This is a genomic window from Pseudofrankia sp. EUN1h, from assembly GCF_001854645.1.
Classification (GTDB): Bacteria; Actinomycetota; Actinomycetes; order Frankiales; family Frankiaceae; genus Pseudofrankia; species Pseudofrankia saprophytica.
Genome location: NZ_MBLN01000001.1, coordinates 133,739 through 157,844 on the forward strand (window position 1 = coordinate 133,739; position 24,106 = coordinate 157,844).

A 24,106-nucleotide genomic window follows, 5' to 3' on the forward strand; every position below is an offset into this window, starting at 1 on the left:
CTCGGCGGGGTCAGTCGGGTTGGCTGGCTATTCCGCGAGATCGACGGAGCCGCAGCCGGGCTTGCCGGTGACGCGGTCGCGCTCGACCGGGAGAGTGCCGAGGGCGGCGGGTCCCGCGGACATGGTTCGCAACTGGACGAGACGGTCGCCATCGAACCGGTAATACGCGATGTGCAGGGTGTAGACGTTTGGCTCGCTGCTGGCGCCGGACGCCGTGGCCAACGCGGCCTCGGTCGCGCCCGTGGGCCGGCAGCTCCAGGACGCAACGAACCCGGTCGAACCGCCGGCTGGGAGCGAGGCCTGCGCGCCGTCCAGCGTCATCAGGCGAAGGTGGCCGTCGGTGTACCGGAACACCGTCGTGGCACTGTGGGCGGCACCCTGGTCGGTCCTGACGAACACCTCGCCATGGCCGTCACCATCGGCGTCGACGACACCCAGAACGCGGACGTCGACAAAAGCGGGATCGGCGGAGTCGAAGGGGACGGTGTCGCCGCCTCCGCCCGAATACCGGGCAGAAAGGGTACCTGCCTTGGGGATCGTCAGTTCGTCGGCCTTGCCATCCCCGTCCACGTCGCCGTCATCGGCACCGCGCGACCCGGCCGGCGTGCTCCGAGGCGCCGGGGCGGGACTGTCGGTCGAAGCCGTGGCGGTGGATTCCGAAGCGGTGGATTCCGGGGCGAGCGATGTCGGAGACGAGGATTCCGCGGCGTTCACCGCTGGTGCCGCCGAGCCGGCGGCGCAGGCGACCGTGAGTGTGAGCGTTCCCGCCAGCCCGGCCACGGCGGCCAGCACACGCGCGCGACGAACAGGCACGGCGTTCTCCTCAAAAGTGTTAAAAGAGTGGGTTTTTCGTTGTGGTGGAAACCGTCACAGGGTTGTTGTGCGGGCCGTGCATCGTGGCTGTGAAAGAACGGAATTCCATTCCTCTGGACGCCTGAAAGCACCCGGATCGTCGGGGTGGCCGCGAGCAGGCCTCGGCGGTTTCACCTTCTCGGTATCTCGATTCTGCCACCGCCTCCCGGAGGAGAGGTGGTACGTTTTCACTACTCCGGGTGTCAGGTCTCCGACCCGTCGCCTTACCGTCGAAGGTGTCTGCGATTAGGCCCRCTCGGCCATGGGCTGAGCCGCGCCGGCCAGGCGCTGATGATCATTGCCTGGCTCCGTCGGGGGACCTCTGGTCGCCCAGCCAGGCGCCGGGCCGGACCGGGCGGTCCGTCTGTGATCTTTCGTCCAGGTAAACAGTTGAAGACGATCTCAGGGTTGGGCAATCCGGCGGGGCCGCAGCGTCGAACTACCAGTGACCGCGCCACGAGAGGGCGCGGCCGGCGATGACGCCCCACTCATGACCCGGAGGTTCCGGCCCATGCCCCAACGCGCGGATGACGACGACGGCAGAGCGCTCTATGCCGTCGCGGCGGCGGACTACGGCGCCACCACCACTAGCGGCGGGGCAGCCCCGGAGCAGTTGCTTCAACGCGCAGGCCGGGGCGACAGCGACGCCTTCGCCGCCTTCTACGACCAGCTGTCCCCCCAGGTCTTCGGCCTGGTCAAGCGGGTCGTGYGCGATCCGGCCCAGGCGGAGGAGGTGACCCAGGAGGTCTTCGTCGAGATCTGGCGGCTCGCGAGCCGTTTCGACCCGGCCAAGGGGAGCGCCGCCGGTTGGACCTGCGCGCTCGCGCACCGGCGGGCCGTCGACCGGGTGCGTTCGGCCCAGGCGGCGACCGACCGGGAACGGCGGGTCGGCGCGGTGTGGGCGCCGCGGGACGGTGACGTCGGCTACGACGACGTCACCGAGCAGGTCGAGCTGCGGCTCGAGTACGAGCGGCTTCGCCGCTGTCTGGGCGGTCTCACCGACCTCCAACGTGAATCGATCATGTTGGCCTACTACAACGGCCACACCTACCGGGAAGTCGCGCACCTGCTCTCGACCCCGGTCCCGACCGTGAAGACCCGTATGCGCGACGGCCTGATCCGGCTGCGCGACTGCCTGGGGGTGGGCGCATGACCTCGACGTCGCCGGAGGCACATCTCCTGACCGGCGCCTACGTGCTGGATGCGCTGGACGGCCACGACCGCGCCGACGTCGAGACGCATCTCGACGACTGCCCGACCTGCGCCCGGGAGGTCGTCGAGCTGCGCACCGTCGCGACCATGCTCGGGGAGGCGGTGCCGGAGACGCCGCCGCTGTCCCTGCGGGCGTCGCTGCTCAGCGAGATCAACCAGACCCGCCAGCTGCCGCCMATCGTGCCCGGAGTGCCCGGCGACGACCTGCGCCAGCGGCGCGAGCGCCGCCAGCTGAAGGCGGTYGCGATCGCGGCCGCCGCCGCGGCGGTCGTGGCGCTGGTGGGGCTCGGCGTCGTCGGCGCGGTATCCGTCGACCAGCGCAACCAGCTCGCCGCGGAGCGGTCGCGGGTAGCGGACCTCGACGCGGTCGTGGCCGCCGCCGCGGCCAGCTCGGCGCAGCCGATGACCGGCGGCGGGAGTATCGCGGTGATCCCGTTCGGTGACAAGGCGTACGTCGACGTCCGCGACCTGCCGCCGCTTCCCAACAACCGGGTGTACCAGCTGTGGATGTCGACGCCCGAGGGAGTCAAGTCCGCCGCCATCGTCGAGGGCAACTCCGTCAAGGCAACCCGCCTCCTGCAGCTTGAGAGCAACGTGAAGGCGGTGAAGGTGACCGTCGAACCGAAGGGCGGCTCCAAGCAGCCCACCACCCMCGTCATCGGCACCGCCACCGTTCGCAACTAGCCCGTACTCGCCGATGGCTCCCTCGGGGGGAGCCGTCGGCGGGTTCGTCACCTGTGTTCCGATCGGCGCGTTGGCCCGTCCACAGGTGTTTCACAGGGACGACTCAGGAAGTCCACAGCCGGCGCGTCCACTCTCTGGGTATGGCATGGCGCGAATCGGTTCCGACCACCGTCCTGGGCGCTGGTAGTGGCGCCGCCTCCGAGGCGGAGCCGGGCGTGCCACCCGCCGCGGCGACGGCTCCGTATGCCTCGGCCGCGGTGATGTCGATGGAGTCCGCCGGGCCGCGCGGGGCGCGCGGGCCGGCGTTCGAGCCACGGGCGGCCGACGGCCGGTCGCTGCGGGTGCTGGTCGTCGACGACGAGACCGTGCTGGCCGAGCTGCTGACGATGGCGCTGCGCTACGAGGGCTGGGACGTCGCCGCCGCCGGCACGGGGAAGGCCGCGCTGCGGATGGTCGACGAGTTCCAGCCGGACGCGGTGGTGCTCGACATCATGCTGCCCGACATGGACGGGCTCGCGGTGCTGCGCTCGATGCGGACCGTCCGCCCGGACATCCCGGTGCTGTTCCTGACCGCCAAGGACGCGGTCGAGGACCGGGTCCTCGGGCTTACCGCCGGCGGCGACGACTACGTGACCAAGCCCTTCAGCATCGAGGAGCTCGCCGCCCGGCTGCGCGGGCTGATGCGCCGGGTGCACGGCAAGGTCGCGGCCCGCCGGAACGTCCTCGTCGTCGGCGACCTCAGCCTTGACGAGGACAGCCGAGAGGTCTATCGGGACGGTATGGAGATCCACCTCACCGCGACCGAGTTCGAGCTGCTCCGGTACTTCATGCGCAACCCGCGCCGCGTGCTGAGCAAGGCCCAGATCCTCGACCGGGTGTGGAACTACGACTTCGGCGGCCAGGCGAACGTCGTCGAGCTCTACGTCTCCTACCTGCGCAAGAAGATCGACGTCGGCCGCCAGCCGATGATCCACACGATGCGTGGCGCGGGCTACGTGCTCCGCTCCGCCTTGCCGGCCGTGCAGGCGACGCCGGCCGCGGCGGGCCCGGCGGCCGCGGCGTCGCCGGAGTGAACGTCGCCGGAATGGACGCCGCCGGAATGGACGCCGCCGGAGTGGACGCCGCCGTGGCCCAGCGGCGGTCGTCCCGCCCTCGGCGGTCGTCCCGCTCCGCACGTCCGTCGCGCGCGCCGCGACGGATGTTCGCGYCCTGGCGGTGGTCGCTGCGGGCAAGGCTGCTCGCGCTGCTGGTCCTGCTGCTGACGGCCGTCTCCGCGACGATCGTTGGAGTGACCGCCCTCGAACTGYGCTCCTACCTCGTCAAGCAGGTCGACGGCCGTCTCACCGCGGTGGACGACCGGTGGCGCAAGCCTCCGCCGGACTCCCAGCGGCTGATTTCCGGCACGGTGCCGGGGTCCGCGAGCGAGACGCCGACGGAGGGCGGGACGCCTGGCGCCGGCGATGCCGCCTCAGGCGATGGGCTCATCTCCGGCGGTGACGGCGCGCTGTTCGGGCCACGGGCGGGGACGGGCGTACCACCCTGGCAGGGCACGCCGGCGGCCTTCGTCGGCCTGCTCGGCCAGACGCCGGGCACCATCGCCGCGCGCATCGTCAACGGCAAGGTCGAGACCGCTGTCGTTCTCGGAAAAGACAACGTCATCACGAAACTCGCCACCGACGTCACGGACAAGCTCGCCGCCGTGCCCGCGAACAGGACCGTCCAGACGATCACGCTTGGTGACCTCGGCTCCTACCGAGTGATGGCCGGACCGGTCCCCGACGGCAGCCTCGTGGTCGTGAGCGGACTGTCGCTCGCCGAGGTCGACGCCACCGTGAACCAGCTGCTCATCATCGCCGGCGGCGTCGCCGGCGGCGGGGTGCTGCTCCTCGGGGTGATCGGTGCGGTGACGGTCCGGCGCACGCTGCGGCCGCTGCGCCGGGTCGCCGCGACCGCCGCCCAGGTCGCGGAGCTTCCGCTGGACCGTGGCGAGGTCACGTTGCGTGTCCGGGTTCCGGACGTCCATACCGATCCATGGACCGAGGTCGGCCAGGTCGGCGCGGCGCTGAACAACCTGCTGGGCCACGTCGGCGCGGCGCTGGCCGCCCGGCATGCCAGCGAGACGCGGGTCCGCCAGTTCGTCGCCGACGCGAGCCACGAGCTGCGCACCCCGCTTGCCGCGATCAGCGGCTACGCGGAGCTCACCCGGCGGATCAGCGATCGAAACCCGGGCTCGGCCGATCCGGCGGGAGCCTCGGTGCCTCCGGAGATCGCGTACGCGATGAGCCGGGTGGAGTCCGAGACGAAACGGATGACCACCCTGGTGGAGGACCTGCTCCTGCTTGCCCGGCTGGACTCGGGGCGCCCGCTGGAGCACGGCTGCGTCGACCTGTCGCTGCTGGTCGTCGACGTGGTCAGCGATGCGCACATCGCCGCGCCCGGGCATCGCTTCCGCCTGGACCTCCCGCCCGAGCCGGTGACGGTTCGCGGCGACCAGGCCCGCCTGCACCAGGTGCTCGCGAACCTGCTGGCCAATGCCCGTACCCACACCCCGCCGGGCACATCCGTCACCATCGCCCTCGACGTGGTCCCTGCGGACTCCGCGGCGGGGACAGCCGCGGCGGGAAAGGCTGGGGCGGGGAAGGTCGCGGCGGGGAACGTCGCGGCCGGCCTGGAGCACGGCGAGATCCGGCTCTCGGTGACCGACGACGGACCCGGCATTCCGGCGGAACTGCTGCCCAACGTCTTCGAACGGTTCGCGCGGGGCGACTCGTCACGGTCACGCAACGCCGGCAGTACTGGTCTGGGACTGGCGATCGTCGCCGCGGTTGTCGAGGCCCATGGTGGACGCATCACGGTCACCAGCGTCCCCGGCCGCACGGTCTTCACCGTCATCCTTCCAACGATCCAGGCGCCACCGCCGGTGCCGCCGGCGGTGGCGGGCGTAGCCGGCGCGCTGTGTACGGCGGTCGACGCCGCCGCCGCCGTGGCCGATCCCGCCGCCGTGGCCGATCCCGCTGACGCGGCCGATCCCGTCGCCGTCACGGGGGCGATGGCCGCCGTCGCCAGCTCCGCGAGCGCCGGGTGGGGCCAGCGGCCGATCTCCACGCGCGGCTGACGACACCGGCGGCTGTGAGCCTCGCTCGGGCCATAGGCCCACGGCGGTGCCATCAGCCCTCGGACCACCGGTCACGCGTGGCTCGCTCTGTGTGCGGACCGGTGGTTCCTGTCGTATTTCCGTCATCGCCGCGCATGCGTCGGGGACCTGCCGCGGCGGCCTCCTTGCCGCGTTGTTTCGTCACGTTTTCCACTCGTCTTCCGGAGGTTCAGGAAAAGGAGAACGTCCGTGCGGTGGAGCATTCACAGCCGGCCCACAGGTTTCCGCAATGGAGAACACAGGACCGGCATCGAACCTGGTGCCATGGCCACGACAGTGCATCCGCAAGGCGGCGCCACCGCGATGGTCGAGCACATTCTGGCTCGGCCTCCTCATCCGGGGGCGCGTCCCCTGCTCGACGTGGTAATCCCGGTGTACAACGAGGAGTCCGATCTGGAGCCGTGTGTCACCCGGCTGCGCCGTCACCTCGTCGAAACATTTCCCTACCCTTTTCGGATCACGATCGCCGACAACGCCAGCACCGACCGCACGCTGGCCGTGGCGAACGAGCTAGAGGCAAGGATTCCCGAGGTCGCGGTCCTCCATCTCGACGCGAAGGGCCGCGGCCGGGCGTTGCGCGCGGCCTGGGGGGTGTCCCAGGCGCCGGTGCTCGCCTACATGGACGTCGACCTGTCGACGGACCTGGGCGCGCTGCTGCCGCTGGTCGCGCCGCTGATCTCCGGACATTCGGACCTGGCGATCGGGACGCGGCTCGCACCGGGTGCTCGCGTGGTGCGTGGCCCGAAGCGCGAGGTGATCTCCCGCTGCTACAACCTGCTGCTGCGGCGAGCGCTGTCGGCCCGGTTCTCCGACGCGCAGTGCGGCTTCAAGGCGATCCGCGGCGATGTCGCCCACGCGCTGCTGCCCCTTGTGCAGGACACGGGCTGGTTCTTCGACACCGAGCTGCTCGTCCTGGCGGAGCGGTCCGGGCTGCGGATCCACGAGGTGCCGGTGGACTGGGTCGACGACCCGGACAGCCGCGTCGACATCGTCGCCACCGCGCTCGCCGACCTGCGCGGAATCGCGCGCCTGGGCCGGGCACTGGCGAGCGGGCAGCTGCCCGTCCGGGAGCTGCGCGCCCAGCTCGGCCGCGCGCCGTTGACGACGCAGGAGCCGCTCATCCCGTCCGAGGTGTCCGACGCGTCGGGCCAGCGGCAGCTGATCCAGCAGCTCGCGCGGTTCGGGACCATCGGGGTCGCGAGCACCGCCGCCTACCTGGCGCTGTTCGTCCTGCTGCGCGGCCCGCTCGGCGCGCAGGGGGCGAACCTCGTCTCGTTGCTGCTCACCGCGGTCGCCAACACGGCCGCCAACCGCCGGCTGACCTTCGGCATCCGCGGGGTCGGCGCCCGCAGCCAGGTCGAGGGACTGGTCGTCTTCGGCCTCGGCCTGGCGCTGACCAGCGGCGCCCTCGGCGGTCTGAAGGCATTCGCTCCCGACGCGGGGCGGGTGCTCGAGCTCGCCGTGCTGATCGGCGCCAACCTCACGGCCACGCTGCTGCGCTTCGTCGCCTTCCGCGCCTGGGTGTTCCACCCGCGCCGTGGCGGCCATTCCGACGTGCCTCGCCCCCAAGCGGAGCGGCCGAGCGAGTCGGTTCCCGGCAGCCTCTTCCAGCCCGTCCGTCCCCGCGAGCCAGAGCAGGAATCATGACCTCCGACCAGGGCGCCTGGGGCGCTCCCCGCTACTCGGCCGGCCAGAACCCGGTGGCCGACCATCCGTACCCCGTGGAACCGAGCCAGGTCGCCGTCGTGGACACCTGGCCGGGAGAGCACAGGCTCGCCGACGCACCCGTCGCCGACCTGCCCACCGCGGACTCACCCGTCGTCGAGCCACCCGTCGCCGAGCCACACCCTGGCGGGAGGCGTCGCGCTCACTCCGGTGGAGCCGCGGGGCGCTCGGGCCGGCTCACTCGGCTCGTGCGCGGCCGGCCCGAGGACCCGCGCTGGGCGCGTCCCGCGCTGCTCGTCCTGCTCGCCTTGACGGCGGTGCTCTACCTCTGGGACCTGGGCGCGTCCGGCTACGGAAACAGCTTCTACGCGGCCGCCGTGCAGGCCGGCACGTTGAGCTGGAAGGCACTGTTCTTCGGCTCGATCGACTCGTCGAACTACATCACCGTCGACAAGCCGCCCGCCTCGCTGTGGATGATGGCGCTTTCCGGCCGGGTGTTCGGGTTCTCGAGCTGGAGCATGCTCGTGCCGAACGCGCTGTGCGGCGTCGCGAGCGTCGGCCTGCTCTACTCCGCCGTGCGGCGGGTCGCCGGCCCGGCCGTCGGGCTCGCCGCCGGGGCGCTGCTCGCGCTCACGCCGGTGGCGGTGCTGATGTTCCGGTTCAACAATCCGGACGCGCTTCTCGTCCTGCTGCTCGTCATCGGCGCCTACTGCGTGACGCGGGCGTTGGAGGCGGCCTCGTGGCGGTGGTTGGCGCTGGCGGGCCTGGCGATCGGGTTCGGCTTCCTGACCAAGATGCTCCAGGCGTTCGTGGTGCTGCCGGTGTTCGCGCTGGTCTATCTGATCGCCGCGCCGACCCGGCTGCGTGCCCGGATCGGCCACGTACTCGCGGGCACCGTCGGTGTGATCGTCGGTGCCGGCTGGTGGGTGCTCGCGACCGTGCTGTGGCCGGCGAGCTCTCGGCCGTTCATCGGCGGCTCCGGGAACAACAGCGTGCTCGGCCTCGCGTTCGGCTACAACGGGCTGGGCCGGATCTTCGGTGGGGACGGCAACGGCGGCGGTGGTGGGAGCGGCGGTGGTCCGGGCGCCGTGGCGTCGGAGGCGCTGTCCGCGCTCGGATCGACCGGTCAGCAGTACGCGGGTGGCCTCGGCGCCGCGGGCGGAGCGACCGGGGCGGGCGGGACGGTGCCTGGCCTGAACGGCGCGGCCGGCTATGGTTCGGCCGCGTCCGACGCGATGGGTGGTGCGTTCGGCGGGGCGCCCGGTGCCGGCGGGCCTGGCGGTGGCGGTGGCGGTTTTGGTGGGACGGCCGGCCTTGGCCGCATGTTCAACGAGAACTTCGGCGCCCAGATCTCCTGGCTCATTCCCGCCGCGCTGATCCTGCTGGTCGGCGGCCTGTGGGCGACCCGGCGAGCCGCCCGCACCGACCGGGCGCGCGCCGCGCTGCTCCTCTGGGGTGGCTGGCTGGTCGTGACCGGCGTCGTCTTCAGCTACATGGAAGGCACCATCCACGAGTACTACACGGTGGCGCTCGCCCCCGGGCTCGCCGGAACGATCGCCCTGGGCGCACGGGAGCTGTGGCGCACCAGGGATGAGATCGTCAGCCGCCTGCTGCTGGCGCTGAGCGTCGGCGTGACCTCGGTCTGGAGCTACGTCCTGCTGGGCCGCACCGACTGGCAGAGCTGGTTGCGGGTTCCTGTCCTCGTCGTCGGCCTGGTCGGTGCCGCCGCGCTGCTGCTCTGGCCGGTCCTGCGGCGCTCGCCCGTTCGCCGGTCGGCCGCGGTGCTGGCCCTGGCCGCTGTGATCTTCGGAACGCTGGCCGCACCGACCGCCTACGCCCTCGAAACGGCCTCGGTGCCGCACACGGGCTCGATTCCGCTGGCCGGGCCCGCCTCGGCCGGTGGTGCCGGTGGCTTCCGGACGATGGGCGGCGGCGCGCCGGGGCAAGGCGCCGCGAACGGTCAGGAGGGCGCGCCCAATGGCCAGGAGGGTGCCCCGAGTGAGCAGGGGAGTGCCACGAGCGGTCAGGACGGCGACCTGACCGGTCAGGACCGCGGCCTCGGCGGTGGCGGTGGCGGCATGGAGGGGCAGGCCGACAGCGCTGTCACCCAGCTCCTCACCAGCGGATCCGACGGGTATCGCTGGGTCGCCGCCGTGAGCTCGGCGCAGAGCGCCGCGTCGCTGGAGCTCGCCACCGGCGGCCTTCCGGTGATGGCGATCGGTGGTTTCACGGGAAGCGACGAGGTCCTCACCCTGGACCAGTTCAAGCAGTACGTCGCCGACGGCAAGATCCACTACTACCTCGGTGGAGGCGGCGGCGGTGGCGGCTTCGGCGGCGGTGGCGGTGCCAACTCCCAGATCGCCAGTTGGGTCCAGGCGACGTTCACTTCCGTCACCGTCGGGAGTCAGACCGTCTACGACCTGACGAAGCCGGCGAGCTAGCGGCTCGTCGAGCCCGGCGCACGCAGCCCGGCGCTGGTACCGGCCCCACGGCCGGTACCAGCGCCGGGCTGTCGGCTCGGGAGCGGGTGGGTAGGCCGCGTGGATGTTCGCGGCGGTGCTAGTCCTTGGTCACGTTGAAGGACGCCCAGGCGGTGGTGGCGGCCCTGAGATGAGCGAGGAGCGCGGCGGTGACCGGCGGGTCGGGCGRCTCGCCGTGGACGGCGGCGCTGACCGTGCGGGTCTGGCCGGGCAGCCGGCTCGCCCGGACGCCGGGATGGCGATGCGCCTGGAGGGCCAGGCCGGGCAGGGTGGTCACGCCGAGGCCGGCGGCGACGAGCGCCTGGACGGCCAGGTAGTCGTCGGTCGTGAAGGCGATGTCGGGGCTGAATCCCGCGGTGGCGCAGGAGCGCAGCAGCGCGGTACGGCACCGTTCGCAGCCCGCGATCCAGCGCCGGTGGCGATGGTCGGCCAACCGGTCTCCCGCTAGGCCCGCCGGAGTCACCAGATAGATCGACTCGGTGAGCAGCGTCATCCGGCGTAGACCGTCGTCCTCCGGTTCGATCCACGTCGGGTCAGGCGACAGCCGTTCGTTCGGCGTCGGCCGCGTTGGTCGCGGAACCATCGCCGGTGCCGGTGCCGGTGCCGGTGCCGGTGCCGGTGCGGGTGCCGGTGCGGGCGTCGGTGCCTGCGTGACCGGGGTCCGCCCGCCGCCGGGCGGCGAGGCTTCCGGGTGTTCATCCCGCGCCAGGTCCCGGTAGGCGAAGAGCAGGGCGACGTCCGCCTCGCCGGCCCGCAACAGGCGGATGGCGTCCGGCGGCTCGGCCTCGGTGAGGCGCAGCTCGACGCCGGGATGGTCGGCGGCGAACGCTGCCGCGGCCGCGGGTACGAACGTGCCGAGCGCCGACGGGAACGCGACCAGACGGACCCGGCCGGCCCGCAGACCGGTGTAGGCGGCGAGCTCCGCTTCGGCCGCGTCCAGCCGGCCGAGGATCTCCTCCGCCCGTTCTGCCAGCACCCGGCCCGCTTCGGTGAGTCGAATCCCGCGGCCGACGCGCTGGACGAGCTGGCTGCCGGTTTCCGCCTCCAACCGGGCCAGGTGGTGGCTGACCGACGGCTGCGCGTACTGGAGGGCGCGAGCCGCGGCGGTGACCGAGCCGTGCCGGGCGACCGCGACCAGCACCCGCAGCCTGGTCATGTCCAGCATCCGGTCAACATATCAACGTCGTTGATAGTTCTAGCCGAAATCTGGCATTGGACCAATGGGAGACCGCGGCTGACCATGGTGACATGGATGACCGTCCTGCCGCCCGTGCCCTCCCGACATTCGACGACATCGCCGCCGCCCGGGACCTGCTGGCCGGCCATCTGCCCGCCACGCCGATGTGGACCTACCCGGCGCTCAACGCCGCCGTCGGGGTGACGATCTACGTCAAGCACGAGAACGTCCAGCCAACCGGCGCGTTCAAGGTGCGCGGGGGGCTGACGCTGCTTGCCGGCATGTCGTCCGAGCGGCGTGCTCGCGGCACCATCACCTACTCGACCGGCAACCACGCCCAGTCGATGGCCTATGCCAGCGCCGCCTTCGACGCCCCGTGCACGGTCGTCATGCCGACGACCGCCGCCGCCTCGAAGGTCCGGGCCTTGGGCGCCCTCGGCGCGACCGTCGAGCTGCACGGCCCGGACATGGCCGCGGCCCAGACCCGCGCCGAGGAGATCGCCGCCGAGAGCGGCCAACTGCTCGTCAGTCCCGGTGACACTCCCGAACTCATCGCCGGCGTGGGCACGGCGTATCTCGAGGTCGTCGAGGCGTGGCCCGACCTCGACGCGGTGATCGTCCCGATCGGTAGCGGGACCGGCGCTGCCGGCGCCAGCCTGGTCACCGCTCGGCTCGCGCCCCGATGTCGGGTGATCGGCGTCCAGTCATCGTCGGCGCCGGCCGCGCACGACTCGTGGCGGTCCGGAGAGTGCGTGCGCCGCCCGATCCGGACCAACGCCTGCGGCCTCGCCACCGGCCGTGGCTACGAGCTGCCGCAACGGGTCCTGCGCACCGGCCTCGCCGACTTCCACCTGGTCGACGACGACCAGATCGCCGACGCCCAGCGCCTGCTCGCCAGCGACGCGCACACACTGGCCGAAGGCGCCGGAGCCGCGGCCCTCGCCGCGATCCTCGCTCGTCCGGATGACTTCGCCGGCCAGCGCGTCGCGGTGGTTGTCACGGGCGGCAACGCCTCGGCCGCCGAGATCGCGGCCCTTTCGGTCGCCGCGACCGACCTCGCCGCGACCGACCTCGCCGCCACCGATCTCGCGGCCGCCGCCGCGTAGCCGAGCCGCGGGCGGGGCCCACCTGCATCGTGAGACTGGACCTACCGGGCTGCGAGATGGTACTTACCGGTTCGCGAGATGGTAATTATCGGATCGGGAGAGCGGGACCAGCCGGACGAGCGGCGGCACGCGCCACTTCTCGGGGCGCGACGGTCGCTCGGCGTGCTGTAGTGAGCCCGTGTGTGGTCTCAGGTGCCGGAACGGCCCGGCACCGAACCTGAGGAGGCGAGTGCGCTGAGCCGGAGAATGGGTTCCTGGTTCGAGGAGCTCCCGGTCGGGACGGTCGTCCACCACGCGATCACCCGGACGCTCACCGAGACCGACAACGTGCTGTTCACCACGCTGTCGATGAACCCCCAGCCGCTGCACCTCGACCACGAGTTCGCGTCCAAGACCGAGTTCGGGCGGCCGCTGCTGAACTCGATGATGACGGTCGCGACGGTCGTCGGGCTCGCCGTGCCGGAGCTGACGCTTGGGACCACGGTCGCGAACCTGGGTTTCGGCTCGATCGAGTTCCCCAAGCCGATGTTCGCGGGCGACACCCTGCACGTCATCACCGAGGTGACCAAGGCGCGGTTGTCGAGCTCGCGCCCCGGCGTCGGGATCGTGGAGTTCCGCCACGACGGCTACAACCAGTACGACGAGCTGGTCTGCCGCGCGTTCCGATCCGCGCTGATGCACTGCCGGCCCGCGGACGAGACGGACTGAGGGAGCMTCCATGGAGTTCGAGGAACCGCCCGAGCACACCGCCATCCGCGAGGCCGTGCGGGACATCTGCAAGGGGTTCGACGCCGAGTACTGGCGCCAGCACGAGAAGAACCACGAGTTCCCGTGGAAGTTCTACAACGAGATGGCCGCGGCCGGCTGGATCGGCACTGCCATCCCCGAGGAGTTCGGCGGCGGCGGTGGCGGCATCACCGAGGCCTCCATCGTGATGGAGGAGGTCGCGGCCTCCGGCGGCGCGATGAACGCCGCCAGCGCGCTGCACATCTCCGTCTTCGGCATGAACCCGGTCGTCAAGTTCGGCTCCCAGGCGCAGAAGGAGAAGTACCTGCCGCGGGTCGCCACCGGCGAGCTGCAGGTCGCCTTCGGCGTCACCGAGCCGGACGCGGGCACCGACACGACGTCGATCACCACCCGCGCCGTCCGCGACGGTGACGACTACATCGTGCACGGCCAGAAGGTGTGGACGACGAAGGGCCACGTCGCCGAGAAGGTGCTGCTGCTGGTCCGGACCACGCCGCTGGAGGAKGTCAGGAAGCGCACGGACGGCATGACGCTGCTGCTCGCCGACCTGCGCCGGCCCGAGGTCGACATCCACCAGATCGACAAGATCGCCCGCAACGCCGTCGGGTCCTGCGAGGTGCGCTACGACGGCCTGCGGGTCGACGGGTCCGACCTGGTCGGCGAGGAGGGCAGGGGCTTCAAATACCTGCTCGACGGCCTGAACCCGGAGCGCATTCTCATCGCCGCCGAGGCGCTCGGCATCGGCAAGGCCGCGCTGCGCGTCGCCACCCAGTACGCCAACGAGCGGGTCGTCTTCGGCCGCCCGATCGGCAAGAACCAGGGGATCGCCTTCCCGCTGGCCGAGGCACACATGCGCCTCGCCGCCGCCGAGCTCGTCATCCGGCAGGCCTCCTGGCGCTACGACCAGGGCCTTCCGTGCGGGGAGCACGCGAACACCGCGAAGTTCCTGGCGTCCGACGCGGCCTTCTTCGCCGCGGACCGGGCGATGCAGACCCACGGCGGTTTCTCCTTCGCCACGGAGTACCCGGTGGGCCGTTTCTGGGCCGAGTCGCGGCTGATGAAGATCGCTCCGGTCTCCCAGGAGATGGTCATGAACTACATCTCCGAGCACGTCCTCGGCCTGCCCCGCTCCTACTGACCGATCGGGCGGTGTCCCGGTGGCGGACGCTCCGCGCCCGCCACCGGGACCGCCTCAGCCACCGATGGCGAGGATGCGCCGGGCCTGCAGGACGAGCGGGGTGTCGACCATGCCGCCCTCGAAGTTGATCGTTCCGCGCCCTTCGCGCTGCGCCTCGTCGTACGCGTCGAGCAGCCGGCGTGCCCGGTCGTACTCCTCGGGCGACGGTGTGAACGCCTCGTGCGCCATCGCGACCTGGCCCGGGTGGATGCACAGCTTTCCGCCGTAGCCGAGGTCCCGGGCGAACGAGGCCTCCTCCAGGAACCGCTCCCGGTCGTTGATCGTGGTGGTTACCTGGTCGAGCGCCACGACCCCGGCGAGCCGGCAGGCGATCGCCACCTGCGAGCGGGCGTACAGCACCTCGGCGTTCGACCGGGTGCGCCGCCCGCCGAGATCGGCGATGAAGTCCTCGGCACCGAAGTACGCCGCGTCGACGCGGGCGTTCCTGGCTGCGTGGGCGAGCACCTCGGCCGCCCGGTGCACGCCCGCGACCGACTCCAGCCCGTACATCACCGACCGGTCGGTCACGCCGCGGGTGCGCAGCGCCTCGTCGAGCCGGTCGACGTCCTCCACCGTCTCGATCTTCGGCGCGACGATGCCGTCGACGTCGAGCGCCGCGTAGCAGTCCAGGTCGGCGTCGAAGTTCTCCGCGTCGGTGACGCCGTTCACCCGCAGCATGATCGCGCCGCCGAACTCGGCCCGCAGCTTCGGCACCGCGGTGACCGCGCCTTCGCGGCCCTCGGGCTTGGCGCCCAGCGGCGTCCCGTCCTCGAGGTCGACGATCACGATGTCGGCGCCGAAGCGGGCCTGCTTGGCGATCAGGTCCGGCCGGTTCGCCGGGGTGAACAGCGGCGACCGCCACCGCGCGACGCGACCGTCCGTCGACCCGTCGCCCGTCGACCCGCGCTCTCCCAAGGTCGTCATGGCGAGAACGCTAGCGGTCTTGGCCCGCGCGTTCACCTTGGATGTGACGCACTCCGGCGTCCCGCCGACCTGACCCGGCGTCTGCCTGCCCGCGGGAGGAGAGGCACGGGAGGAGAGGCGTGAGAGGAGGAGTCAGGCGCGGATACGGATCAGGGGGATGAGCTGTTCGGCTGGCGTGAGGGAGCCGTGGTGGCCRCGCATGGTGGTCAGTCGGGGTTCGACGTCGGGGCGGACGAGCACGCTGGTGCCGCGTGCCGCCGCGATGACGTCGCCGAGGCGGGGGATGGCCCGTTCGGTGACTTTCGGACCGAACCAGCCGTCCGCGACCGCCTGCTCGGCCGATACCACCCACGCGTGCTCGCCGAGCCCCTCGCGCCACGCGGCGAGGACGTCGCCGGCGGCGCCGGGCTGGGCGTAGACGTAGCGGGCTCGCGGCTCGCCGCCGATCGCGCGCACCCCGGCCAGCAGCGACGGCCGCCCGTCCAGGCTCACGTGGTCGTCCTCGGTGACGGTGACCATTCCGTGATCGCCCGTGACGACGAGCATCGAGTCGGCGGGAAGCTGCTCGGTGAGCGTCGCGACCAGCCTGTCGACCAGCGCCAGCTGTGCGCGCCAGCCGGCGGACGCCGGACCCAGCGTGTGCCCGGTGGTGTCCAGGTCGCTGACGTAGGCATAGACGAATCCCGGCGCGCGTAGCGCCTCGATGACGCGTTCGACCAGGGTGCCCCAGGTCGACGCGCCGGAGAAGCGGCTGCCGCGCAGCGCCATCCGGCTCAGCCCCGAATCGCGGTAGAGCGGCTGGGAGACGACGGTCACGGAGATCCCGGCCGCGGTGGCCTGCTCGAAAGCGGTCAGCTCGGGCTGCGCCTGCTCGGGCACGATGATGTCCAAGGCCGTGCTGTCCCGGCCCTGGAACTGCCAGCGCAGCGCGTTCAACAGCCCCTCGGCCCCCGGATAGGGCTCCCAGAGATAGCCGACCACCCCGTGCTCGCCCGGTGAGAGGCCGGTGCCGATCGAGGTGATGCTGGTCGCGGTCGTCGACGGATAGCAGGTCGTCAGGGCCGCGGAGCGGTGAGCGGCCAGGGTGGGAGCGACGTCGGCGTTCGCGGCCACCAGCTCGTCCCCAAGCCCGTCGACCAGCAGCAGGCAGACCGATCGTGCCTCGCCCAGCCCAAGCCGGGGAGCCTCGGTGAAACCCGGGGCTCCGACCGTGCCGAGCAATGCCGGCACCAGCTCGGCCAAGGAACCCTCGCCGTACCGGGGAAGCGCGGGAGACTGCACGCTCCGAGTCTCCCGCGCTTCCCGCCCGCGGTCGAACCGGTTGGACCATCCGTGCCCGTTCACCGCGCCACGCCCGTCCGTCCCGGCGCGGGGCCGCGGCGCTCGGGGAACCGATCCGGACCGCGTCAGCCACCGCTTCCGCGTCAGCCGACCGCTTCCGCGCGTTCGCGAGCGCGGGCCGCGAACCGGGGCATGTCGAGGCGTTCGTGGACGGCGATCGCGGCGCCGAGCTCGCGCCGCGCGCGCTCACGGTCGCCGAGGATGGCGGCGAGCGTGCCGACGTAGAGATGACCGGAGCCCATGCAGACGCCGCCGGGCGCGAACACGATGACAGCGTCGGCCCACGCCTCCACCCGGTCGAGCAATGGCCGGGCCCACTCACGGGCGCGGGCGCTGGACCGGGCGTGCCAGCACCACTCCGTCAACAGGATCAGCGAGCTCGTGGCCACCGGGCCGGAACCGAGCGCGGGAAGGCCCGGCCGCAGGACGGACGCGAGGGCGGCGAGCGAGTCGCCGATGTGGCCGGCCTGTGCCAGCCCCAGGCCACGGACGATCAGCCAGCCGGCATGGTCCGTGGGCGGCGCTTCCTCGGGCCCGGGCAGTATGTCGGCCAGCGCGCCGCCCTCCCAGGCCACCATCCCGCCGATCGCCTCGACCGAGGTGCGGGCCACCACCGCCGCCTCCGGGGAGGCCACGAGCAACGGCGAGAACACCGACTCCGCGGCCTCGATCGCCTCGTCGAGCCGGCCGGACATCAGGTCACGCATCGCCCGCCACCAGGCGGCGACCAACGTGAAGTCGTCGTAGCGCAGACGGCTCGCCGTGGCGGCGAGCAGCCGCGCCTGTCCGTCCGCCCTTTCCAGCTCGCCGAGCTCCAGGAGGGTCAGCGCCCGCAGGTGGGTGACTGTGAGCCGGGCGCCGACGTCGTCACCGGCGAGCTCGCCGAGCCGGTCGAGCACGGCCAGCCGCCGGACCGCCAGGTCTGGCAGCCACCAGGTCAGGAACTGCGCGAGCAGCACCATCTGCTCCAGGCCATGGACCTCCGCGAGGTCGGCGCTGGCCCACGCGGTGGCCCCCGGGCCGACCTCCACCGCCGGGCTGGACGGGGACGGTCCATTGCCCGCCGCGGGTCGAGGCCGTTCGGTGGTCGCGTCGAAGGCCGCCTGGGCCGCGGCCAGATGGCGTCGCGCGCGCTCCACATCGCCCGCCAGCGCGAACCGCGCGGCGCACGCGGCGTCCAGCGCGCCGGCGACCGCCGTCCCGAGCCCCGGCAGTTCGCGCGCGACGGTGAGCAGCGCGCGCAGGTCGGGGGATGTCTCGCCGGCCATCGACCAGTAGCCGGTGACCGGCCCACCCGATCGTTCCAACGCGGCCAGGGCGGCGAGATCCACCTCGCCGGCGAGCAGCGCGTCGTCCTGGGTGCCGGCGAGCAGGGCGTCGGCCTCGGCGAGCCGGCCGGCACGGCGCAGCGCCCTGCCGGCCGCCAGACCGAGCCGAACGCGCAGCGGCGCGTCCGCGGCTGGGGCGCGTTCGAGCCCGCGGCGCGCCCAGCCGACGGCGCCGTCGAAGTCCGCGACGGCGAGCGCGGCCGAGGCGGCGGCGAGCGCGGCGGCGGCGGCGCGCGGATCATCGCCGCGCAGCAGATGGTCGGCCACCGCCTGCACGCCCGCGCCGCGGGACTGGAGGAGGTCGGCGCACCGCCGATGCCAGCTGGCCTGAACCCGCGGGGGCGTGCGCGCCGCCAGCCCCTCCCGCACCAGCGCGTGCGCGAAACGCACCACGCCGGGCTCGTCGACGACGAGCCCGGCGCGCGCGGCGACGTCGAGAGCCTCGTCCAGCCTGCCCGCGTCGGCGACCGCCGCGACCTGCCCGGCGACATCCGCAGGAACGTCCTCGCCGAGCACGGCCGCGACGCGCAGCAGCCCGCGTGCCGGTTCGCCCAGCTCGGCCACCCGCGAGCTGACGACGTCGACCACCCGTTCCGGGAGGTCGGCCGCGGGCCGGCCGGCGGCGACGAGCCGGGTGAGCTCGGTCATGAAGAAGGCGTTGCCGCCGCAGCGTTCGGCCACCAGCGCCGCGACCGCGCCCGGGTCGTCCCACGTCGCGCCGGGCACCACCGCGGCCACGTATTCGGCCACCGCCGCCGGGGCGAGCGGCCCGACGCGCAGGTGGTCGCCGGGAAGCCGCCCGAGCGCGCCGAGCGCGGCGACGACGGGATCGTCGTCGCTCCGGTCTCCGCCGGAGCGTTCCGCGCCGACAGGCTCCCCGGCGCCGCCCAAATAGTCGTCGCGCACCGTGGCGGCGAACAGCGCGGGCCGTCCCGCGAGCTCGCGGACCACGATGGCCAGCACCCGCAGCGAAGCGGCGTCGGCCCACTGCAGGTCGTCCACCACGATCACCGTCGCGCGGCCGCTGGGGGCATGGCTGGAGCGATCATCGGCGCTGACCGCCGCCGTGACCGCGAAGGCCCAGGACCGCGTGGAGGCGTCCGGCGGTGCCGCCAGCTCCGGGAACAGCCGCCGCCACAGATCGTAGGGCGGGGCGTCGTCACCCGGGTGACAGCGGACCCAGCGCGGCCGCGCGAGCCCCGGCGGCGCGGTGGTGCTGGGCGACGGCGCAAGCAGCTCCGCGAGCAGCCGGGTCTTGCCTGCGCCGGCAGGCCCGGACACGACCAGCGACCGGGCCCCGGCCTCGGCTCCGCCCCGACCCCCGCTCCCGCTCCCGCCCCCGGCATCGGCATCGGCATCGGCATCGGCTGGCAGCGTGGCGAGGACGGTGGACATCCGCTTCAGCTCGGCCGCCCGCCCGACGAACGGTGACACCGGCCGGGATGACGGCACCGTGATGACCGGCCCGCCGGTGGTGGCGGTCGGCCTGCCGGCGGCGTCGGCGACCGGCCGCCGGCCTGGCCACCAGCCCGGGGCCGCCGCCGCCGGATCCGCGCGTCGGACCGCGGTCTCGACGGCTCGCAGCGTCGCGCCGGGGTCGAGACCCAGTTCGTCACGTAGCAGGCCGCGCACGCGCGTGAGCGCGGCAAGCGCGTCCGCCTGCCGGTCCGCCCGGTAGAGCGCCAGCACCCGCATCGCCCACAGGCTCTCGCGCGTCGGCTCGGCGGACACCGCGGCCGCCAGCTCGCCGAGCAGCGAGACATGATCGCCGAGATCCAGCCGGGCGAGCGCCAACCGCTCCGTGACGAGGCGCCGCTCCTCCCGTAGCCGGCCCGGTTCCTCTGGCAGCGCCTCGTCCAGGAGGCCGCCATAGGGCTCGTCGCCGTGCCACCGGGCCAGCGCGGCCCGCCCGGCCGCGGCGGCGAGATCCGGGCGGCCGGCTCTCAGCTGTACGTCGAGCGTCGCCGCGTCCCGGTGGAACGCCGCGGCGTCGAGCTGACCCACCGGGTCGGTCAGCACCAGCTGGTAGCCGACGGATCTGGTGACCAGCAGCTGGGCTCGCGCCGCCGGAACACCGGGCTCCAGCCGGCGGCGCAGCCGGGAGATCCAGCCCTGCAGGGTCGTGGCCGCGGTCGCGGGCGGCCGCCCGGACCAGAGTTGGTCGGCCAGCCGGGCCGGCGACAGCGGAGCCTCCCGCTGCGCGACCAACAACGCCAGAAGGGTGGCCGCGCGGCCGGTGCCCAGGTCCAGCTCGCGATCCTGGTGGTCCCGCGCCGTGACGGCGCCCAGCACCTCGAATCGCATGGCGCCACGGTAGCGACGCGGCCCGCGGGCGTCTGGCCGGTCGGCATCAGCAGCGCGGTACCAGGGGACGTCACCAGGTCCGTACCAGGACGTCACCAGGTCCATACCAGGCACCGCGACGACGGTCGACCCATGACCCATACAGGAACGGACACCGCCTCCCAGCGCCCGAACCCGTCGCCCCGCGACCTCGGCGCCTCGTTCATCCATGACCCCGGCGTCCCGCCGGCCGCCGGCTCCGGCCCTGGCGTCGCGTCGGCCGCCGGCCGCGCCCAACAGGGCCAGGCAGCCACCGGCCGGCGTCCGCGCCGCGAGGTGGTCGTCTTCCTCGCCACCACCTTCGGGCTCACCGCCGCGAGCACGTGCGTGGCGGTGAACCAGTCCGTCGATGTCAGCCATCTCGGCGATGCCTCCGCGCTGGGGCAGGCGGCGATGTACGGCCAGGCGGCCTGGCCTCTGGTGGGCGCGGCGGTCGCGCGTCTGTCGGTCGCGGGTCTGCCGGTACGGCGTCCTTCGGCACAGCGTCCGTCGGTACGGCGCCGGCCGGATGGCCGCGGCTCCGCGGGCTGGGACTGGGGCTGGCGCCGCACCTCGGCGCGTGCCCTTGGCCTCGCCTGGGCGTACGGCGTCGCCTACCCGCTGCTGGCCGGGATCCTGTTGTGGCTCACCGGCCTCGGCGGCTTCGACGGCGCGAAGCTCGCCGGCGGCTTCAACCTCGACGGGCTGCCAACCGGGCCGGGGGCGGCGCTGGCCATCCTGCTCGGCGTGACCGTCGGGTGTCTTCCCTACCTCCTGCTCGCGGTCGGGGAGGAGGTCGGGTGGCGCGGGGTGCTGCTGCCACACCTGGCCACCAGCAACTCGCCTGCGCGGGTGGTGCTGCTCGGCGGCCTGATCTGGTCGGCCTTCCACCTTCCGATCATCATCGTGCTGGGCGGCACCCCGGATGGAGTGCCCACACCCATCGCGGCGGCGCTGTTCGCCGTGGCGCTTACCGCCCTGGGCTCGACGCTGGCCTGGCAGCGGCTGCGGTATGGGCTGTGGCCCGTCGTGGTCACGCACGCCGCGGTGAACGCGACCCTCTACCTGGTGGTGGCCCCGGCGACCGTGGACCGGTCCGCCACCGGCTGGTTCGGCACCGAGACGGGGCTGCTGCTCGCGGCGACCTCGGTGGCCGCCGCGGTGTGCTGGGCGCGCCGGGCGCCACTACGGCCCTCGGCCGCCGGGGTCGTCGTCGCGGCCACCCGCGGCACCGCGTCGAACGCCAGCACGCCGGCTCACTCGTCGGTCAGCCCCATACAGGTCAGCCCCATACCGGTCGGCTCCGCACCGGTCGGCTCCGCACCGACGGATGACGGGGTGATCGACACGTCGGACATGTTCGTCGTGCACGCGATGTTCCGGCACCAGCTCGGGCTGCTGCCCGACCTCGTCCGTGATGTCCAGCCCGGCGACAGCCGGCGGGCCGGCGCGGTCGCGGACCACCTGGAACTGCTCCTCACCCTGCTGCACGAGCACCACGCCGGCGAGGACCGGGTGCTGTGGCCCCGGCTCACGGAGCGGGAGCCGRCCGCGGCCACGATGGTCGTCGCGGCGCGGGACCAGCACGACGCGGTGGCCCGGCTCGCAGCGGAGGCCAGACGGACGGCCGCCGCCTGGCGGCCCGGCGCGGGCCTGGCGGCGCGCGACAAGCTGGCGGGTCTGCTGGAGGATCTGGACGTCACCGTGGAGGAGCATCTCGACGACGAGGAAGGYGAGGTCGTGCCGCTCGCCGCCCTGCTGCTCACGGCGAAGGAATGGTCCGAACTCGGCCAGGGCGGCTCGGTGAGACTCTCGCCCCGCCAGGTGCTGCTGTCGCTGGGCATGATCGAGCAGGCTGCCGGGCCGGACGGTCTTGCCCGGCTCACCGCGCAGATGCCGGCCATCGCCCGCCCGCTGGTCGTCAGGCTGGCCCGCCGGGCGGCTCGCCGAACCTTCCTGACCCTCGCTGCCCGCTGACCAGGACGCTTGTGCGCTCCGACCGGTGCCCGGCTTCGGAGACCGACGCGGAAGGCGGAAGGCGGCCGAGACGGTCGAGGTGGAACGCGGTTGAGGTGGAACGCGGCCGAGACCGAGCGCAGCTGGGGGCCGGGACGGCGACATGCCGTTGGCCCCACCGCCAAGTCCTGGGCGGTGGGGCCAACGGCCGTCGGCTAGTTGTTGCTGCTGGATGGCTCCGAGAACTAGGCCGCCACCAGCTGGGCCTGGGCGTCGCGGAGGGCCTTGTTCGCGTTCTCCGGGAGGGCGCCGAGGGGCGTGGCGACCTCCTCGACCGTCGGGCCGTGTTCGGCGGCCAGCGGGGCGAGGGCGTCGAGGTCGAAGTCGTAGAGCTTCGCCGCGTTGCCGGCCAGGATGTCGCGCACCTCGGCCTCGGGCAGGTGGTGCAGCACCTGACGGATGGCCTCCAGGGTGAACGGCGACGTGCCCTCGTCGTGCGGGTAGTCGCTGCCCCACATGAACCGGTCGTGCCCGATCACGTCGCGGGCGGCGATGTCGGCGGGACGGGGGAAGCTCGCCCCCGACCAGCAGCTCTGCTGCCAGTACTCCGTCGCCGAGCGCGGGATCGCGTCCTCCTTGCGGTATTTGAGCTCACCGATCGCGCCGCCGCGGATGCTCTCCAGCACGCCGTCGAGCTGCTTGAGCAGCGGYGGGATGGCGGCCGCGGACGACTCGGTGATGACGAACTTCAGCCGCGGGAACTTCTCGAACATGCCGGCGAGCAGCAGGTGGACGAACGGCCGCATGCCGTAGAAGCCCACCTCGCTGATCATGAGCGCGGGGKTGGCCGCGTAGCGGCCGTAGTTGGGCGACCCGGTGCCGCCGTGCAGGTTGAGCGGGATCTCCAGGTCCTGGATGGCCGCCCACAGCCGGTCATACTCCGGGTCGTAGAGCGGCTTCACCCACTTCACATCGGGCGCCACGTTCGGCAGCAGCACGCCGCCACGCAGGCCATGCTCCTTGATCCAGGTGATGTCCTCGATGGCGTCGTCGATGTCGTTCAGGAAGAACTGCCCGACGCCGGCGCGCTGTGCCGGCTTGCGGGCGCAGAAGTCCGCAAGCCACCGGTTGTGCGCGTGGATGCCGGCGCGGCGGTGGCGGTATTCCTCGGCCGTCGGCGGCCCGGCGAACAGCACGAAGCCCGGGTAGAACGGCGGCACCGTGTTCGGGAAGATGACCTCGCCGACGACGCCCTGGGAGAGCTGGTCGCGGTCGCGCCGGTCGTCATCCCAGTTGCGGACCCTCAGGTCGGTGTCACGCAGGTCCTTCCACGGGTTCTTGTACCTGCCGCGCCAGGCGTCGAAGTCCTCCTTGAACGACGGGTCGAGGTACTCGCGGTAGGTCTCATGGCTCGCACCCGCGTGGGTGTCAGCCGAGATGATCGTGTACCGAGCGGCCACGGGCACCTCCCTGGTCTGGTGAGCGGGACGTACTCATAATAGAATGTGGTTTCAGTCTGACGTGTCAAGGAGACCTCGTCCGGCGGGAACGCGACCTTGGTCTCCTTGGCTGGCGTTCCTGGCCGCCACCGGATGCCACGGCCCAGGTGGGACGCTGCCCTGCAACGAAGTTCTTCCCTCGAACGAAGTTCCCCTGGGGGCGCCGTCCACGCGGATGCCTTGGAGGCGAGCGCTGACACCGGCGAGGACGGGCGCACGCGGGCGCATGCGGGCGCGTGCGGGGGGCGCGGGGGCACGCGGGCGGGTCGGGCGTGGGCGTTGTGGTGCCGTGGCGGCAGGAACCGCTCGGTCCGCGACCATGATCGCCGCGGATGTGTCGCCACAGTCGCGATCTGGTCGGATCCGCAACCGCGGCAACACGAAGGTAGTGATCTACCGGCTGCGTGCTGCCAGTGAACGTTGGCGGAGGCGGCAGCGACGGCAGTAGACCTGGCCGTCAGCCGTCAGCCGTCAGCCGTCAG

Annotated in this window: 16 protein-coding genes; 10 read left to right on the plus strand and 6 right to left on the minus strand. The window is 72.7% G+C overall.

The genetic code is table 11. The annotated features are described in order from the left end of the window. Positions 1-27: 27 nt before the first annotated feature. Entirely contained in the window at positions 28-714 is a 687-nt protein-coding gene (locus BCD49_RS44650; protein ID WP_232793905.1) for a hypothetical protein, read from the minus strand. Between the two features lie 649 nt (positions 715-1,363). On the opposite strand from BCD49_RS44650, the gene sigK reads away from it, so the two are divergent. The 6 genes from sigK to BCD49_RS00535 all read left to right on the plus strand — a co-directional run bounded on the left by sigK (position 1,364) and on the right by BCD49_RS00535 (position 10,008). Further along, entirely contained in the window at positions 1,364-2,005 is a 642-nt protein-coding gene (gene sigK, locus BCD49_RS00510) for an ECF RNA polymerase sigma factor SigK (RefSeq protein WP_071040982.1), read from the plus strand. Next, the gene (locus BCD49_RS00515) at positions 2,002-2,748 is read left to right on the plus strand and encodes an anti-sigma factor (RefSeq protein WP_071040983.1); all 747 of its coding nucleotides are present in this window, start codon (positions 2,002-2,004) and stop codon (positions 2,746-2,748) included. Before sigK ends, BCD49_RS00515 begins: the two co-directional genes overlap by 4 nt. A 257-nt stretch (positions 2,749-3,005) precedes the next feature. Further along, entirely contained in the window at positions 3,006-3,821 is an 816-nt protein-coding gene (locus BCD49_RS00520) for a response regulator transcription factor (RefSeq protein ID WP_425343332.1), read from the plus strand. A 125-nt stretch (positions 3,822-3,946) separates the two neighbouring features. Next, positions 3,947-5,863, plus strand: coding sequence for a sensor histidine kinase (locus tag BCD49_RS45750; protein ID WP_274535035.1), 1,917 nt, complete (start codon positions 3,947-3,949; stop codon positions 5,861-5,863). Between the two features lie 303 nt (positions 5,864-6,166). Further along, on the plus strand, positions 6,167-7,549 hold the full coding sequence (locus tag BCD49_RS00530) for a bifunctional glycosyltransferase family 2/GtrA family protein (protein ID WP_035924289.1): 1,383 nt from the start codon (positions 6,167-6,169) through the stop codon (positions 7,547-7,549). After that, the gene (locus BCD49_RS00535; protein ID WP_007508744.1) at positions 7,546-10,008 is read left to right on the plus strand and encodes a glycosyltransferase family 39 protein; all 2,463 of its coding nucleotides are present in this window, start codon (positions 7,546-7,548) and stop codon (positions 10,006-10,008) included. Before BCD49_RS00530 ends, BCD49_RS00535 begins: the two co-directional genes overlap by 4 nt. A 118-nt stretch (positions 10,009-10,126) precedes the next feature. On the opposite strand, the gene BCD49_RS00540 is transcribed toward BCD49_RS00535, so the two are convergent. Continuing rightward, on the minus strand, positions 10,127-11,212 hold the full coding sequence (locus tag BCD49_RS00540) for a LysR family transcriptional regulator (RefSeq protein WP_241832220.1): 1,086 nt from the start codon (positions 11,210-11,212) through the stop codon (positions 10,127-10,129). Between the two features lie 83 nt (positions 11,213-11,295). On the opposite strand from BCD49_RS00540, the gene BCD49_RS00545 reads away from it, so the two are divergent. From BCD49_RS00545 to BCD49_RS00555, 3 genes are all read left to right on the plus strand, one after another. Further along, on the plus strand, positions 11,296-12,330 hold the full coding sequence (locus BCD49_RS00545; RefSeq protein ID WP_007508748.1) for a threonine ammonia-lyase: 1,035 nt from the start codon (positions 11,296-11,298) through the stop codon (positions 12,328-12,330). 246 nt (positions 12,331-12,576) lie between these two features. Continuing rightward, the gene (locus BCD49_RS00550) at positions 12,577-13,038 is read left to right on the plus strand and encodes a MaoC family dehydratase (RefSeq protein ID WP_007508749.1); all 462 of its coding nucleotides are present in this window, start codon (positions 12,577-12,579) and stop codon (positions 13,036-13,038) included. Positions 13,039-13,048: 10 nt separating this feature from the next. Then, positions 13,049-14,215, plus strand: a complete 1,167-nt coding sequence (locus tag BCD49_RS00555) for an acyl-CoA dehydrogenase family protein (RefSeq protein WP_071040984.1) — start codon at positions 13,049-13,051, stop codon at positions 14,213-14,215. A 54-nt stretch (positions 14,216-14,269) separates the two neighbouring features. Here BCD49_RS00555 and BCD49_RS00560 read toward each other — a convergent pair whose 3' ends face one another. The 3 genes from BCD49_RS00560 to BCD49_RS00570 all read right to left on the minus strand — a co-directional run bounded on the left by BCD49_RS00560 (position 14,270) and on the right by BCD49_RS00570 (position 20,151). Continuing rightward, positions 14,270-15,178 (minus strand): HpcH/HpaI aldolase/citrate lyase family protein, encoded by a 909-nt coding sequence (locus tag BCD49_RS00560; protein ID WP_051466120.1) that lies wholly within the window; start codon positions 15,176-15,178, stop codon positions 14,270-14,272. A 132-nt stretch (positions 15,179-15,310) separates the two neighbouring features. Continuing rightward, the gene (locus BCD49_RS00565; RefSeq protein WP_007508754.1) at positions 15,311-16,459 is read right to left on the minus strand and encodes an alkaline phosphatase family protein; all 1,149 of its coding nucleotides are present in this window, start codon (positions 16,457-16,459) and stop codon (positions 15,311-15,313) included. A gap of 143 nt (positions 16,460-16,602) precedes the next feature. Continuing rightward, positions 16,603-20,151, minus strand: coding sequence for a BTAD domain-containing putative transcriptional regulator (locus BCD49_RS00570; RefSeq protein WP_007508755.1), 3,549 nt, complete (start codon positions 20,149-20,151; stop codon positions 16,603-16,605). Positions 20,152-20,283: 132 nt separating this feature from the next. Here BCD49_RS00570 and BCD49_RS40080 point away from each other — a divergent pair, with 132 nt between their 5' ends. Next, positions 20,284-22,146, plus strand: coding sequence for a hemerythrin domain-containing protein (locus tag BCD49_RS40080; protein ID WP_083401169.1), 1,863 nt, complete (start codon positions 20,284-20,286; stop codon positions 22,144-22,146). 224 nt (positions 22,147-22,370) lie between these two features. On the opposite strand, the gene BCD49_RS00580 is transcribed toward BCD49_RS40080, so the two are convergent. Beyond that, entirely contained in the window at positions 22,371-23,585 is a 1,215-nt protein-coding gene (locus BCD49_RS00580) for an amidohydrolase family protein (RefSeq protein ID WP_071040985.1), read from the minus strand. Between the last annotated feature and the right edge of the window lie 521 nt (positions 23,586-24,106).

Coding starts and splice junctions, on each gene's coding strand:
- BCD49_RS00530 (WP_035924289.1), top strand. CDS start 6,167: ATGGCCACGACAGTGCATCCGCAAGGCGGCGCCACCGCGATGGTCGAG.
- BCD49_RS00535 (WP_007508744.1), top strand. CDS start 7,546: ATGACCTCCGACCAGGGCGCCTGGGGCGCTCCCCGCTACTCGGCCGGC.
- BCD49_RS00545 (WP_007508748.1), top strand. CDS start 11,296: ATGGATGACCGTCCTGCCGCCCGTGCCCTCCCGACATTCGACGACATC.
- BCD49_RS00550 (WP_007508749.1), top strand. CDS start 12,577: ATGGGTTCCTGGTTCGAGGAGCTCCCGGTCGGGACGGTCGTCCACCAC.
- BCD49_RS00560 (WP_051466120.1), bottom strand. CDS start 15,178: ATGACGACCTTGGGAGAGCGCGGGTCGACGGGCGACGGGTCGACGGAC.
- BCD49_RS00570 (WP_007508755.1), bottom strand. CDS start 20,151: ATGCGATTCGAGGTGCTGGGCGCCGTCACGGCGCGGGACCACCAGGAT.